This window comes from Citrobacter sp. Cpo030 (genome assembly GCF_030333005.1).
Lineage (GTDB): Bacteria > Pseudomonadota > Gammaproteobacteria > Enterobacterales > Enterobacteriaceae > Citrobacter > Citrobacter portucalensis.
In genome coordinates, this window is sequence record NZ_JAOWGT010000043.1 from 428,305 (window position 1) to 443,104 (window position 14,800).

Annotated in this window: 18 protein-coding genes; all 18 read left to right on the forward strand. The window is 54.6% G+C overall.

The annotated features are described in order from the left end of the window. The first annotated feature begins 8 nt into the window (after positions 1–8). Positions 9–1,520 (forward strand): phage portal protein, encoded by a 1,512-nt coding sequence (locus OGY37_RS04520; protein ID WP_191228866.1) that lies wholly within the window; start codon positions 9–11, stop codon positions 1,518–1,520. Then, complete coding sequence (locus OGY37_RS04525; protein WP_286620223.1) at positions 1,477–3,579, forward strand: ClpP-like prohead protease/major capsid protein fusion protein; 2,103 nt, start codon at positions 1,477–1,479, stop codon at positions 3,577–3,579. The genes OGY37_RS04520 and OGY37_RS04525 overlap by 44 nt, the downstream gene beginning before the upstream one ends. Before the next feature lie 72 nt (positions 3,580–3,651). Further along, positions 3,652–3,987: a capsid cement protein gene (locus OGY37_RS04530; RefSeq protein WP_032943858.1), complete on the forward strand. Its 336-nt coding sequence runs from the start codon at positions 3,652–3,654 to the stop codon at positions 3,985–3,987. Continuing rightward, positions 3,987–4,343, forward strand: a complete 357-nt coding sequence (locus OGY37_RS04535) for a head-tail joining protein (protein ID WP_032943857.1) — start codon at positions 3,987–3,989, stop codon at positions 4,341–4,343. The genes OGY37_RS04530 and OGY37_RS04535 overlap by 1 nt, the downstream gene beginning before the upstream one ends. A gap of 1 nt (position 4,344) precedes the next feature. After that, a complete protein-coding gene (locus OGY37_RS04540; RefSeq protein WP_286620225.1) occupies positions 4,345–5,001 on the forward strand; it encodes a hypothetical protein in 657 nt (218 codons plus the stop codon). A gap of 11 nt (positions 5,002–5,012) precedes the next feature. Continuing rightward, on the forward strand, positions 5,013–5,567 hold the full coding sequence (locus OGY37_RS04545) for a hypothetical protein (protein ID WP_126317782.1): 555 nt from the start codon (positions 5,013–5,015) through the stop codon (positions 5,565–5,567). Beyond that, on the forward strand, positions 5,560–6,177 hold the full coding sequence (locus OGY37_RS04550; RefSeq protein WP_080086764.1) for a phage baseplate assembly protein V: 618 nt from the start codon (positions 5,560–5,562) through the stop codon (positions 6,175–6,177). Before OGY37_RS04545 ends, OGY37_RS04550 begins: the two co-directional genes overlap by 8 nt. 38 nt (positions 6,178–6,215) lie before the next feature. Beyond that, positions 6,216–7,685: a phage tail sheath family protein gene (locus tag OGY37_RS04555; RefSeq protein WP_286620228.1), complete on the forward strand. Its 1,470-nt coding sequence runs from the start codon at positions 6,216–6,218 to the stop codon at positions 7,683–7,685. Further along, positions 7,682–8,188, forward strand: a complete 507-nt coding sequence (locus tag OGY37_RS04560) for a phage major tail tube protein (protein ID WP_016150414.1) — start codon at positions 7,682–7,684, stop codon at positions 8,186–8,188. Before OGY37_RS04555 ends, OGY37_RS04560 begins: the two co-directional genes overlap by 4 nt. A 58-nt stretch (positions 8,189–8,246) precedes the next feature. After that, positions 8,247–8,546 carry a phage tail assembly protein gene (locus tag OGY37_RS04565; RefSeq protein WP_032943852.1) on the forward strand — a complete coding sequence of 100 codons (300 nt, stop codon included), beginning with the start codon at positions 8,247–8,249 and terminating at the stop codon, positions 8,544–8,546. A gap of 102 nt (positions 8,547–8,648) precedes the next feature. Continuing rightward, on the forward strand, positions 8,649–10,472 hold the full coding sequence (locus OGY37_RS04570; protein ID WP_286620230.1) for a hypothetical protein: 1,824 nt from the start codon (positions 8,649–8,651) through the stop codon (positions 10,470–10,472). Continuing rightward, a complete protein-coding gene (locus OGY37_RS04575) occupies positions 10,469–10,939 on the forward strand; it encodes a phage tail protein (protein ID WP_079813807.1) in 471 nt (156 codons plus the stop codon). Before OGY37_RS04570 ends, OGY37_RS04575 begins: the two co-directional genes overlap by 4 nt. Continuing rightward, positions 10,914–11,129 (forward strand): tail protein X, encoded by a 216-nt coding sequence (locus tag OGY37_RS04580; protein ID WP_016150410.1) that lies wholly within the window; start codon positions 10,914–10,916, stop codon positions 11,127–11,129. The genes OGY37_RS04575 and OGY37_RS04580 overlap by 26 nt, the downstream gene beginning before the upstream one ends. Position 11,130: 1 nt before the next feature. Continuing rightward, positions 11,131–12,249, forward strand: a complete 1,119-nt coding sequence (locus tag OGY37_RS04585; RefSeq protein WP_286620234.1) for a contractile injection system protein, VgrG/Pvc8 family — start codon at positions 11,131–11,133, stop codon at positions 12,247–12,249. A gap of 39 nt (positions 12,250–12,288) precedes the next feature. After that, positions 12,289–12,642, forward strand: a complete 354-nt coding sequence (locus tag OGY37_RS04590) for a GPW/gp25 family protein (protein WP_032943848.1) — start codon at positions 12,289–12,291, stop codon at positions 12,640–12,642. Continuing rightward, positions 12,626–13,546 (forward strand): baseplate assembly protein, encoded by a 921-nt coding sequence (locus tag OGY37_RS04595; protein WP_275399227.1) that lies wholly within the window; start codon positions 12,626–12,628, stop codon positions 13,544–13,546. Before OGY37_RS04590 ends, OGY37_RS04595 begins: the two co-directional genes overlap by 17 nt. Continuing rightward, a complete protein-coding gene (locus OGY37_RS04600; RefSeq protein ID WP_275399226.1) occupies positions 13,536–14,099 on the forward strand; it encodes a phage tail protein I in 564 nt (187 codons plus the stop codon). The genes OGY37_RS04595 and OGY37_RS04600 overlap by 11 nt, the downstream gene beginning before the upstream one ends. After that, the coding region (locus OGY37_RS04605) for a phage tail protein (RefSeq protein ID WP_286620236.1) at positions 14,092–14,800 on the forward strand (709 nt) is incomplete at its 3' end. The genes OGY37_RS04600 and OGY37_RS04605, both read left to right, overlap by 8 nt.

Consider the following 14,800-nt stretch of genomic DNA (forward strand, 5'->3'; position numbering starts at 1 on the left):
GGCAAATCATGGGATTTTTTGAAAAGGCACTGGGAGCAATATCGCCCGGGTGGGCGGCATCACGCGCACAAAACCGACTCAGACTCAGAGCCTATGAGGCAGCAAATCCGACTCGTCTGCATAAGGGGAAACGTGAATCCCGGTCAGCGGACACCGCTGTATTTGCAGCCGGTACTTCATTACGAGAGCAGGCCCGCTGGCTTGATGAAAACCATGATCTGGTGATTGGTCTTTTTGACAAGATGGAGGATCGGGTTATCGGTGCTCACGGGATCCACGTTGAACCGCAGCCGCTTGATCTTGAGGGTAATCTTCACTCTGAGTTTGCTGGTCAGTTATCCGCGCTCTGGGCGGAATGGTCGGTTCGTCCGGAAGTGACCGGGATGTTTACCCGTCCGGAAGCAGAGCGGCTTTTGTTACGTTCAGCACTGCGTGATGGTGAAGTGTTTACACAGATGGTGCGGGGAAATGTAGCCGGTTTGCAGCATTCAACCCAGGTACCGTTTTCTCTTGAACTGCTGGAGGCGGATTTTGTTCCGTTTAACCTGAACAGTACCTCCGGGCAGCAGATCCGCCAGGGGATTATTGTCAATGCCTGGGGGAGACCGACGGGCTACAGGGTTTATAAGAACCATCCTGCCAGTTTTGCCGGACTCAATGCTGATTTAAAAACTGTTTCGGCTGACAGCATGCTGCACCTGGCTATGCGTAAACGGCTTCACCAGTTAAGGGGGATCAGCCTCATTCATGGCGTGATCACCCGGCTCTCCGATATTAAGGATTATGAAGAGAGTGAGCGCGTGGCGGCACGTATTGCGGCGGCGCTGGGTTTCTATATCAAACGTGGGGATGCTCAGTCTCTTGATACAGAAACCGAGTTTTCAACACCAGGTGGACAGCGCCATTACGATATTGCGCCGGGGATGATTTATGACGAGCTAAAGCCAGGCGAGGATCTGGGGATGGTGGAGTCGAATCGCCCGAATGTTCATCTGTATGAGTTCAGGAACGGTCAGATGCGCGCTGTGGCGGCGGGGACACGTGGCAGTTATTCCAGCATCGCGCGGGATTACAACGGCACCTACAGTTCACAGCGGCAGGAGCTGGTAGAGAGTTTTGAAGGTTATAACGTGCTGCAGCAGTGGTTTGTTGGGCAGCAAAGCCGTCCTGTATACCGAAACTGGCTGGCAATGGCATTGCTCAGCGGCGTTACCATCCCCAATGATGTCGACAAAAAATCCCTTTACAACGCGCTCTATCTTGGGCCAGTCATGCCATGGATTGACCCGGGAAAAGAGGCTGCTGCCTGGAAGGCAATTGTCCGTGGAGGAGCAGGCACAGAAGCCGAATGGACGCGCGCACGTGGTCAGAATCCGCAAGAGGTGAAACGTCAGCGTCTCCGGGAAACCCAATTCAACCGAGAAAACGGGCTGGTGTTTGACTCAGACGCCGCCAACGATAAAGGAGTGCTCCCTGATGCAGCAAATGATAAGCCCGCCCCGTCGCGGGACGATGATTAATCCCCGTGCCAGTGTGGCTGGTATCGATGCCGCAAACGGTCAGTGCTGGTATGAGATTCGCGCACTGGCTGCAGGGCGTGTGGAAATATTTCTCTATGACGTGATCGGCGGCTGGGGGATTACTGCTCAGCAGTTCGTCTCCGACTGTAAGGAGGCCGGGGTGTTTGAGGCCAGCGCCGTCGATCTGCATATCCACAGCCCGGGCGGCGATGTGATGCAGGGATTTGCCATCTTTAACACCTTGTCCCGTCTGAAGGCGAAGCTGGATATCTGGGTGGACGGCGTGGCTGCCAGTATGGCTTCAATGATTGTCTGCCTGCCCGGTGCCACGGTGCATATGCCGGAAAACGCCTGGCTGATGGTACACAAGCCGTGGGGCGGGATCGCCGGGGATTCCGATGACATGCGTGATTACGCTGCCTGGCTTGATCGTAATGAAGCGCTGATGCTCAGTGCCTACATGAACAAGACCGGGCTGGGGCAGGAAGAACTGGAGGCGATGCTGAAAGCTGAAACCTGGCTTAATGGCGCGGAGGCGGTGGAAAAAGGTTTCGCTGACACGCTTGAACCAGAACTGCAGGCCGCGGCCTGTGTGAATCAAAATAAACTGAAGGATTACCAGAATATGCCAGAACAGATTAACAACCTTTTTGGGCCGCGTGCCGAAGCTCCAGTCAGTCAGCCGCAGCCCGCACAAAACCCGGCGCCGCAGGCCGCAAATAACCCACCGGCACAGCAACCCACCCAGCAACCGCTGGCAGGAAATATCGACATTACCGCGCTGGCCGCCCAGCTCCAGCAGCAGATGCAGGCAGCGAATACTGAACGAGTCAGCGCAGTTTCCGCTGTGTTTGATGCGTTTCCTGCTTTCGGTTCGCTGAAAGCGGAATGCATCACGGATATTTCCTGCTCAGCGGAACAGGCCCGCACCAAATTGCTCAGTGCGCTGGCGGCAGGGACTACCCCGAGTGCCGGTCCGGGTGCAGTTCACATCCATGCGGGTAACGGGAATATTGTTGGTGATTCCATTCGTGCGGCGGTGATGAACCGTGCGGGCTATGCGCAGGCGGAAAAAGATAACGCCTACAACGGGTATACCCTGCGCGAACTGGCCCGCGCCTCGCTGGTGGATCGTGGTATCGGTATTTCTGGTGTCGGTACCGCACAGGCGATGGTTGGGCTGGCGTTCACCCATAGCAGCAGCGATTTCGGCAATATCCTGATGGATGTGGCGCATAAGGCGGCATTGCTTGGCTGGGATGAGGCCAGCGAAACATTCGAACAGTGGACCCGTAAAGGCACACTGACCGATTTCAAAACCGCGCACCGCGTTGGCCTGGAATCACTGGCATCGCTGCGTAAGGTTCGCGCCGGGGCGGAATATAAATATGTCACCATTAAAGATCGCGGTGAGCCGATTGCACTGGCCACCTATGGTGAGCTTTTCAGCATTGACCGCCAGACTATCATCAACGACGACCTGGATATGCTGACGCGTATCCCGCAGGCAATGGGGCTTGCTGCGCGAGCCACTGTCGGCGATCTGGTCTGGGCTGTACTGACCAGCAACCCGAAAATGTCGGACGGTAAGCCGTTGTTCCACGCCGATCATGGCAACCTTGTTGCAGCCGATCTGAGTATTGAAGGGCTGGATACTGCGCGTAAGGCAATGCTGCTGCAAAAATCCGGCGATCGCCGTCTGAATATTCGTCCGGCCTACATGCTGACGCCAGTGGCAATTGAGTCACGGGCAAACCAGCTGATTAAATCCGCCAGTGTACCGGGTGCAGACGCGAACAGCGGGATCGTTAACCCGATCCAGAACTTTGTGACCGTGGCTTCTGAGGCCCGCCTGGATGACAGTAGCCCGACCGATTATTACCTGACCGCTGCGCAGGGGCGCGACACCATTGAAGTGGCGTATCTCGACGGTATCGACACGCCATATCTGGAACAGCAGCAGGGCTTCACTGTGGACGGCGCCGCATTCAAGGTGCGCATTGATGCGGGGGTGGCTCCGCTCGACTGGCGCGGGCTGGTTAAAGTCACCAAAAAATAATGACCGCCGCCTGGCGGTTTTTTTATCCCTGAAGGCGGCGCTGGTCGCCTTTTCCTTTTATGGAGAAAAAACATGGCGAAGAACTATCAGCAGGACGGTACCACACTGGATTATCACAATGCGGGTGTTGATGCCGTTTCATCCGGTGCGCTGGTGGCGGTCGGCGGAATTGCCGGGGTGGCACACAGCGATATTCCTGCTGGCGAGTGGGGAACTCTGCATATGGCCGGTGTTTTTGTGCTGCCTAAAGCGGCAGAAGAAATTTCGGCAGGCCAGAAACTGTATCTGGCTGGCGGCAAGCTGACGGTGGCAAAAGGCGATGATGCAACGCCAAATCCGGTTGTCGGTTCCGCCTGGGGAGCAGCTGAGGCGGATGATGCTGATGTTGCCGTCCGCCTGGGGTTCTGATGAACCGGTTCCGGGAACGTTTGGCTAAAGCAGATGCCCGGATTAACCGGGCGTTTGCCGAAGAAGTGCCTGCATGCCTGCAAACGGGTGAAGGCCCGCGTCTGGTGACCGTGATTTTTGAATCACCGGATGCGCTGTCGGGTGTACCGGGTGGCGGGGAAATTCAGAACCAATCCCCGGCGTTCAGTGCAATGACTGCGGATATTTCCGGTCTCGAAAAACATGACGGTGTGGTGATCAACACCATCCCTTACCGGGTGACACATATCGGCGCGGATGAAGAAGGGCGGACCCGCGTCACGCTGGCATATGGGGAACCCGGCAAAACACAGCCTCAGATCGATAAATGGAGCTGATATGGCGCGGGAGTCTCGACTGCGACGGGATTTACCCGTCGATATTGATGTGAATGTTATCTGGCGAATTGCGGACAGTATCGGTGCGACGCAAAAACAGTTCCGTGCAGCATACTCGCGCGCACTCAGGCGTACTGCCGCCACGCTGCGTAAGAAAGCGATGGCGGATCTGAAAGGAGGGCTGGCCCCACGCAGTATGGATATGGTCCGGCGCCGTCTGCTGTCTTTTCGTCTGGACAGGGGATCGCAACTGGATAACTTCCGGCTCTGGTTCGGGCTGAATGCCATTAAGGTGAAAGACCTTAAAGGACGAATCAACGGGCGGCTGCGACCGCACCATACCCGGCGTGACCGCAACACGGGGCGTTTTATTAAAGCGCGCCGCCAGGCAGAAAACGCCGGATTTTCCCCGAAAGGTAATCTGCTGAGCGAACGGTCGTTTGAAAACGGGGAGGTGTCCCGTTCAAAACGGAATAATCGCCGGACGGTGGTTATTCGCGATCCCCAGACCCGCCGGACACGCGAAGCAGAAATAGATATCTACGAACCGATGCTGAACTACATCGAGGACAACGCATTTGCGGAAGCGATGGAGATTTTTATGCATCACTTTGAAACCGACATTCGCGGGCGCGTAAAAGCCCGTATTTCTGTCTGAGGTAACGAACGATGGCCGAGCCACTGTTGCTGGGGCGGTATCACGATGCCGTGACTGACGCATTAAAAAAAATCGGATGGGTGCGTGATGCCGGTGCGTATCCGGAACGAAATGTTCCCCGCTTTTCGTGCCTGACCACGCCCGCGGTGTATTTCTCGATTAACAGCTGGGAACAGGGTGGAGGTAATGAGGGGCAACTGAGCGTTAATTTAACCTGTGATCTCTTCGTGGTGGTGGATGCCGCCGGATCGGGTGTGAGTCAGCCTGAGATTTTTGTCAGAACCGCTGCGGCCGATATTACCCAGTGGATTGACGGGCAGCAGTTTGGTCTGGGCCATATTGAGCCTGCGGTATTCACCACGGCTGAACGTGATGAGTTTGATCCGCGAATGGATGATTATCTGGTCTGGCGTATTTCATTCACCCAGGCGGCTGCATTTGGTACTGACCCCTTTGCACACAATGGCATGCCTCTGCAGCAGGCCTGGCTGGGTGCTGCACCTGATACGGGCCGTAATCACGTGGATGACTATCAGCTTATCTGGGAGGCTCAGCCCGATGAGTGATATAGAAGGCGACCTGCAGCGCAGACTGGCGAACCTTGTCCGGCGCGGTGTTATTCATTCCGTCAGGCACGATCGCATCCCAAAATGCCGGGTGGATTTGGGGGATATCATCACGACCTGGCTGCCGTTGTGCCAGGGGTTTTCAGGAACTAACCGTGCTGATTCAAATCCTTATGCCGTGGGGGATGCGGTTACGGTCCTGTCCGAAGCCGGAGAACTCAACAACGGACGGGTGTTTCCCGGCTGGAACACAGGAAAGCTGCCGGTGCCGGAAGGAAGTGACAGCGAGCACATTACGCGTTACAGCGACGGGACCGAGATCCGTTATGACAGGAACGCGCATGCCCTGACGATTACGCTGGCTGATGGTGGAACTTACAAAATTGTCGGTAAAGGCACGCTGGATGGTCCGGTTGAAATTACCGATACCCTGACAGTTCAGGGCAAAACTCAGATTAATGCTGACACGTCGGTTGCAGGGAATATCGGGGCGTCAAAGGAGATAACGGACAAATCCGGCAGCATGAGCAAGATACGTGAAGTCTTTAACAACCACGATCACCGCGGCGACAGCGGCGGGCTCACCGATAAACCTAATCAGAAAATGTGACCTGCTGCGGCAGGTTTTTTTATGCCTGGAGAAAAAACATGTCTCAGTTACATGGCGTTGAAACTATTGAACTCACCTCGGGTACGGTGGCGGTTACCACGATTCAGACCGCCATTATCGGCCTGGTGGGAACGGCACCTGATGCGTCGGGGGGAACAGCCGCATCGGGATCATCCGGTACACCCATTCTCGATAACGTTATCGACTTCACTGCAACCATTAAGGGGCGGGAAGGCAATGTCATCAATGTCGCTGCGCTGGCCGGACAGCCTGCAGCCGAAAATCCTGCTGCGGTTGTGACGTCAGCAAGCTGGGATCCTGAATCGCTGACACTGAAAATCACGCTGGGTTGTGATGAACACGGTGTTATCACGGCTAAACCCGGAGACGTTGCTGAGGCCGTCGGTGGTGTTGATGGCGCAAAAGTCAGTGCGAGCGGGCGCGGTGACGGGATTGTCCAGCCCTTCAGCCTGCAATTAGCGGGGGGTGAAGATGAACCCTTTCCACTCAATACGCCGGTGGCGGTCGTCGGCACTACGCTGTTATCCCGCCTGGGTGAAAAAGGTACGCTGAAACAGGTACTGACAGACATTAACGATCAGCGTAATGCGCTGACGGTGGTGGTGCGTGTGGCAGATGAAAACGATGTGGCAAAACGACGCGCTGCAGTACTGAAGGGGATCGGCACCCTGTCTTCAGCGAAATCTGTTACCACGTACCAGCCGCGTATTGTGATAGCGCCGGGATTCAGTGAGGACGATGCGGTTGGTAAGGGGCTGGAAACCGTGGCCGGGAAATTGCGCGCCGTTGCATATGTTGACTGCGCCTCCGGTGCGACGCTGCAGGAAGTGGTACAGCGTCGTCAGTCCTATGGCGCACGAACTGAACTGTTACGCCCGCGGGTCCAGGCAAGCGATGCAGATGGCCAGCTGGTTTATCGGCCTTACTCTGCGTTTGCTGCCGGGTTACGCGCCCGCATCGACTTTGAAAAAGGCTGGTGGTGGAGCAAGTCGAACCAGGACATCAACAACATCCTCGGTGTTGAGCAGATCGATGAATTTATCCTCGGGGATGAGAACTGCGATGCAAACCTGCTCAACATGCAGAACGTGTCCACCATTATCCGCCGGGCGGGTTTTAAACACTGGGGGAACCGTCTGTGTGCAACCAATCCTCAGTGGCGTTTTGAATCTGTCCGCCGTACTGCTGATGTTATTGAGGACAGCATTCAGGAAACCATGCTGGAGTATGTTGACCGCCCACTGGACCGGGAAAATGCGGATGACATTATCGGCACCATCAATACCTATATGCGGCAACTGGTCGGTCTTGGCGCCATATTCGGTGGGCGGGCCTGGCTGGATGAAGAACTGAACACCGCGGAAACCATGGCGTCGGGTGTCCTGTACATCAACTATGACTTTGGTCCGAAATCGCCGACTGAACTTATCAGCCTGCGCGTCCGGGTGAACAATAACTATGCGCTTGAGGAGATGCTTGCAGCATGAGCGATAAAAACACACTACGCGTCTGGACCTTCTTCCGGCAGGGGATCCGTATTCAGGGGGCGCATGAATTTACGCCGCCGTCTCTGGCTATTGTTAAAACGGATTTGCGTACCGGCGCACAGGATGCGCCAACTCCGGTTGATGACGGCATGGAAGCACTGACCTGTCAGGTTAAATTTTATGGGATAGATACGGATATGCTGGCCAGCTTTGGTTTTGTCAGCGGCAGCCGTTCACGCTTTACGGCTTATCAGGGCTATCTCGGTAACGGCACTGCGCGCGGTACGGTTGAGGAAATCGAGGGTTTTGTACAGACCGTCACGCCGGATGCGCGCAGTAAGGACACGCTTTCCGAAAATGCCGTGACGGTTGATATTGCCGTCAGCTACTACCGTCAGTCACTGGACGGGCGCGAACTGTTCGCCATCGACACAGAGCGTTTCGCCCGCCGGGTGAATGGCGTGGATGTGCTTTCTGGCCTGGCTGCCAAAGTGCGTCTCTGATTTTACTGTTATCCCACCACTGTAACGGCCTGCGGGCCGTTTTTTTATGGAGCATCCTATGAGCTTTCCTGGTGAAACCCGCGTTATAAAACTGTATTCCCCCGTATCACTTGATAATGGGGTCGTGATCGATGAAGTCACCATGCGTGAACCGCTGGTTCGCGATCGCATCACTCATGCCAAAGACCGCGGCAACGAAGAAGAGAAAGAAGCCCGCATGATTGCGTTGCTGTGCAATCTCAGTGAACAGGATCTCTGGCTGATGACGGCGGCAGATTATTCACAGCTGCTGGATGCCTTTAACGTTTTTATGCTCCCGCCCGCGAAGCGACCGAAGGCGGGCTCCTCCGGGCAATAAGATTTCTGGGGCGGCGACTGCATTTTCCGATGGCGGAATACCTCGATATGCCGTTCAGCACTTTCTCTGATTTTTTGACCGACGAACTGGAGACGATAAACCGTGGGCGGAATAAGCCAGAACCTTAAGGCCGTCATTACCTTTGGCGGAAACCTGGATAATTCATGGAAACGATCTGCAGATGGTCTGCAAAAAAGCCTGAAAGATGTCGGAAAGCAGTCCGAACGACTGACAAAAGATCAGACTAAACTGGCAGCAGAAATCAAACGCGCCAAACTGGCCGGTGAAAGCTTGGGTGATTTGAAGCGCCGCTATACCGATGTTTCCAGGGAAATCCGCAAAACGGAGGCGGAGCAGCAGAAACTGAATGTACAGATGCAAAAAGCACAGCGCATTCAGGCATTCAAAGGAACCGGTAAAGGTCTGTTCCGGCGCGGTCTGGGGATCGCCGGGCAGGTGGGCGGGATGTTTGGGTCCGGGCTGGCTATTGGCGGTGGCGGTGTGGTGGCTTCAGCACTTGGCACACTGATAGCGCCAGCTGCCACCAATGCTGAAACGGCAACCCGCACTAATGTCGCAAAAAGTTACGGCGTGGACGTGGCCACGTTTAATGCCTGGGATTCTCTGGCGAAGCAGTACGACATGAATGCGGAAAACATTGGCGATCTCTTTGAAGAGTATCTGCACAAATCCGGGGAGTATAAACAGAACGGTAAGCAGGGCTCGCTGCAGGATGCGTTTGAAACGCTCGGGTTCAAAGCGGGGGATTTTGCCGGGCTCAGCGATATGGCGCAGTTCGACAAAATTGTTGAACGGGCGCTCAGCCTTCAGGACGAGTCAAAAGCCTCCTTCGCACTGGATTCTCTTTTTGGCGGGGAAGCGAGCAAACTGCTGATGCTTATCAAGCAATCTGGCCGGAGCTACCGCGACCTGATGGACGAACAGCGGCGCTACAACCTTGTGACCAAAGAGGGGGCTGATGGGGCGGTTGCGGGTAATCAGGCTATCAATAATCTCCGCACCGTTTTCTCTTCTGCGGTCGCAGAAATTTCCGGGCAACTGGGAAATGAACTGGCGCCGGATATCCGTAACCTGACAAATGATCTTGCCGACTGGTTCAAAGGTGGCGGGATCAAGCGCATTGTGACATTCCTGCGAAATGACCTTTATCCCGGCGTTCTGTCGTTCGGGCAGGGGGTGGTTTTTGTCGGCAAAATTATTTATGCCCTGGCTAAAAAGCTGTCCTGGCTGCTTCCGGATGACCGTAATGACCAGCGTGACGTCCTCAAAACGCTTGCGGCAAATGGGGTAGAAAGAGCGCGTTTCAGGGCCAGCCAGAATGGACAGGGGGAATGGTTTGACCAGCAACTGAAAGAGCGTCCGGACCTGCCGCAAAAAGTTAAGCACTTCTGGGAATCCACCCGGGGATTGTTTGGCTTTGATTCTGATGATGAAACATTTAACAAATCGCTTGATAAATATCTGTCACCGGAAGGCGGCGAATCGCTTTTAAACTGGAATGTAGCGCTACAGCAGAACAAGGAGCATGCAGCGCAAACCATTAACGATGAGCCGGATAGCAGTGCTGGTGTCTGGGATAAATATTCAAACGCTTCCCTTCTTCCCGCCGGGCAGCAGGAAAGACATGCTACTGCAACAGACAGATTACCTGCTGAGCCTGTGATTCTGAAAGACGAGAGTACGGGCGGTTACTGGGAAAGCCTGCTTCAGAAAATGGATGTACTGGATAAGCAGCCGCCATCACGGCAGATAACCGATAACCGCAAATTTGAGTACCACTTCGAAATTAATGCCGCGCCGGGACAGGATGAGAAAGCCATTGCCGATGAAGTGACCACGGTGACGAAAAACAATTCTGCCTTCAATGGTGATAACAGCCTTCTGGATGGGGGACTTGTCTGGTGAGTGAAATTATCCCGATATTTGAAGATTCCGGCCAGCGCGGTGCAGGCGCATTACGGGGTGGGCAGGAAGCCCGCGTGATGATGATGCTGGGGAATTTCGCCTTTTCGATTGATACAGCAGCTTATCATCAGCTTACCCGTGAGGCCAACTGGCGCTGGAGTGAACAGGAACGCATCGGCAAACAGGACCTTCTTCAGTACACCGGAAAGCCGGGGCGTACTGTCAGGCTTGAAGGGCAGTCCCACGCCTTTTTCCGTAAAGGGGTGGATGGCGTGAATGATTTATTTGATCTTGCCGATCAAGCGAAACCCCAGCAGCTTGTCAGCGGAGAAGGCGATGTGCTGGGGTGGTGGGTGGTGACCGACTTTTCAGACACGACGAGTAAGTTTTTACCGGGTGGTGGTCACCGAAACAAAAACTGGACGATGACGCTAAAACACTATGCCGACGATCTATCAAACCCGTGACGGAGATGTACTGGATGCAATTTGTGCCGTGCATTACGGTACTGAAAATCTTTCAGACTCAGTGACTCAGGTTCTTGAAGCCAATCAGGGGCTGGCGGATCAGGGGGCTATGTATCCTTCCGGCCTGTATATCACACTGCCGGATCTGGTGACGCCCGTAGCGGAATCGCCATTCAGTTTATGGGATTGATATGGCAGATCAGACAGCGATGCCGGAATATGCGCCGGCCTTCAGCATTCAGGCCGAAGGGAAAGATATCACCCGGGTGCTGCAACAATGCCTGAGTGAACTGACCCTGACGGATTATGGTGGGGCAACAGCAAAAGCCGATGAACTGAAAATCAGCCTCATCTCTGAAACACTGGCACTACCTACCAAAGGCGCCCGGCTTCGGGTCGCTCTGGGATTCAATGATCAACTAATCGATAAAGGCTGGTTTGTTGTCAGTGGTGTCTCCAGCAGCGGCCCGCCGAGGCGTATTGAGCTTTATGCGACCGCCGCGCCGATGAACGCCCAGAAACAACCCGGAGATGTGACAAGCCAGAAAACCCGGAGCTGGGATAACCTTCGCCTTGCCGATATTGTCAAAACAGTGGCCACCGATAATGGGCTTATTCCCCGCGTGGCCGACGCGCTGAAAGATATTCGTATCAACCATATTGATCAGGTGGCGGAATCCGATGCCAACCTGCTCGCAAGGCTTGCGCGTGACTACAACGCAGTGAGTAAACCATCTGGAGGTTACTGGCTTTTTTTGCAACAAGGAGCCACGGCAACGGCTTCAGGGAAACAGACTGGCGGGATCACCATCACACCGGATGAAGTATCAAACTGGTCCTACAGTGAAGGTGAGCGAGGGAGTTCGACGGGTAAAGCTACAGGGAGTGGAGGAAAAGCCAAAGAGAAAATCGGTGTGCGTTATTACGACGAGGAGGACGGCACGACAAAGACCTCCTCCGTTGAACATGATGGCCCGGCGATGACCAATCCCTATACCCAGTCGGAGAAAAACACCGCCGAGCAACAGGCAAAATCCAGGAAAACACAGGCGAAGCGTAACGAGCAGAAAATGACGCTCACGGGGCCATGTCGCCCTAAACATGTTCCGCTGACAGCAGAAGCAAGTGTGTCGACTTCCGGTTTTGGCTCCCGTGAGGATCGGGCCTGGGTGGTTGAGTCTCTGGTATTGTCTCTGACGTCAGCGGGATTCAGCTACACCTATAACCTTGTCGTGGATATTCGTAAACCCGCAGCGGCTTCGAAAAAATCAGAAAAGCAGGACAAAAAAGGCCCGTCTTACTTCGGTTAACCCTTACGCCATCCGGCGACTCAGCAACGGAATTTAATCATGAACGGTGTAAACAACCGGACCGGAAAACGCCTGTCCGGCGTCGCCCATTTGCGCCAGTCCGTCAGCGACATTCTGACCACTCCCATCGGGAGCCGGGTTCTTGTCCGTGACTATGGCAGTGATCTGTTTTCGCTGGTGGATAACCCACGGGATGATTTGACCCGACTACAAATAATCGCTGCGTCTGCGACCGCACTGGCCCGGTGGGAGACGCGGCTGAAGGTAACACGTGTGCTTGTTTCCTTTCCTGAAGGGGAGTCCGGCTGTGTGCTGGATATCGAGGGGATCAACAAGGAAACCAATTTACCTGTCAGAACGGGAGACATAACGATTTATGGCAAGCAGCTATGACGTGATCAACCTGTCCGAACTGGACGTACCGGATGCCATTGTGGTGCCGGATGCGAATGAAATATTCACCCGGTGGCTGGCGCGCCTGCGGGAACTAGATAAGCAGTTTGATGCGCTGGTGGAATCCGATCCGACGTTTAAACAGGGGGAGGTGAATGCCTACCAGCTGACGCTGGCGTTCCAGCGGGTTAATGATGCCGTGCGGGCGGTATTTCTCGCGAGTGCAAAAGAGGCAGACCTTGATCAGATAGGTGCCGCATTCAACGTTAAACGGCAGATGATTAAGCCCGGCGATCCGCTTGCCATACCGCCCGTGGAGCCTGAACTGGAAGACGATGCAGCATTTCGCGAACGTATCCAGCTTTCATGGGCGCAACTGAATACAGCAGGCGCGCGTAACGCATACCGCTTTCATGCGAAGTCTGCCGATACGGATGTGCTGGATGCCGATGCCTATGGGCCGGAAACTCATAACCGGCCAGGCTACGTTGATGTTTATGTCCTGTCACGCACGGGGGATGGGACAGCGGGGCAGCCCCTGCTTGATAAGGTTAACAGCACACTGAATGCAGATGAAATCCGCCCGTTAACTGACTATGTGACGGTAAAAAGTGCCACGATTGCAAACTATGCCGTTACGGCGGAGCTGGAAATTCCGGAAGGACCGGACGCCAGTACAGTGCTGAATAATGCCATCGATGTTTTACGGTCATACACCATGCTTTCCCATCGGATTAAAACTGTCATCCCGCTGTCCGCCATTTATGCCGCGCTGCAGCAATCCGGTGTGGTACGGGTAAGGCTGATTTCTCCGGTAGCAGATCTGGAAGCGGAACCGGGTAAAGCGCCGTGGTGTACCGCCATTAATGTCACCCGCAGGGAGGTAAGCAGCAATGACGGCTAAGTTTCGATCTCTGCTTCCTCCTGGCGCATTTAATGAAGAGCGGGCGCAGGAGCAGGCCAGCGCTGAGCAAATCGCCACCCTCGATACCAACATGGTGCGCAAGTCCAAAAATCCTGACACCTGTCCGGCGCATCTTCTCCCCTGGCTGGCCTGGGAGCATGCCGTTGATTTCTGGGATGACGGCTGGACAGAGGCGCAGAAGCGACAGGTGATAAAAGATGCCGCTTATGTTCATCAGCACAGGGGAACGGCCGGGGCGGTACGCCGTTCTCTCGGGTCAGTAAACCTGCCCACGACCGTGGTTGAGTGGTGGGAAGACACCCCGCGCGCTGAACCTTACACCTTCCGGATCGAAGTACAGAGCAGTGAGGGGGTCAGTGACGCTCTCTATCATCAGATTCGCCAGCTTACCGAGCGGGCCAAAAACCTGCGCAGCTATCTGAGCAAAATCGATGTGATGGCGAATGTGGGTATGGACGGGGCTTTTTATATTTCGGGTGCGACAACAGCGCATATCGATGTGGACATTTTTGCCGGGGAATCTCATGGCTGATTACTACTCAATTATCACTAACCGGGGTAAGGAACTGGAGGCGGAGGCGCTGGCCAGTGGTCGCCTGATTGTACTGACTCACTTTGTGGTGGGGGACAGTAATGGCAAGCAGGTCAAACCCGATCCGGCACAAATCCGGTTAATCAATGAAACGTTCCGGGGAGATATCGCTGAGCTGGTGGTATCCCCGGAGCAGTCCACGCAGTTAATGGCGAAAATCGTTCTTCCGATCGGGGTTGGTGGATTCACCGTTCGTGAAGTCGGTTTAATGACTGACGCCGGAGAGCTTTACGCTGTGGCAAACTGCCCATCGATCGATAAGCCGGTTGGTGGTGTCAGCGTTAATATGCAGTTTCGCCTGGCGGTATCAGATACTTCAAATATCACGCTGAATGTTGCAACAGGCGACGGCTTATTCCTGCGCATTGACCAGAACCTGAAAGAGATAAAAGCGCGGGGCGCAGAAGCACAAAAAACATCGCGTGAATCCATTGGTGTCCTCGATGGCACGACACAGCAAAGAGGGCTGGTTCAACTTAACAGCGCGTTGAACAGCACCAGTGAAACGCAGGCTGCCACCCCTGCGGCAGTTAAGATCGTAATGGATAATGCGAATGCGCGACTGGCGAAAGACCGCAACGGCGCTGATATACCGAATGTCGCATTATTTCTACAAAACCTTGGTTTAGTAGAAACCATAA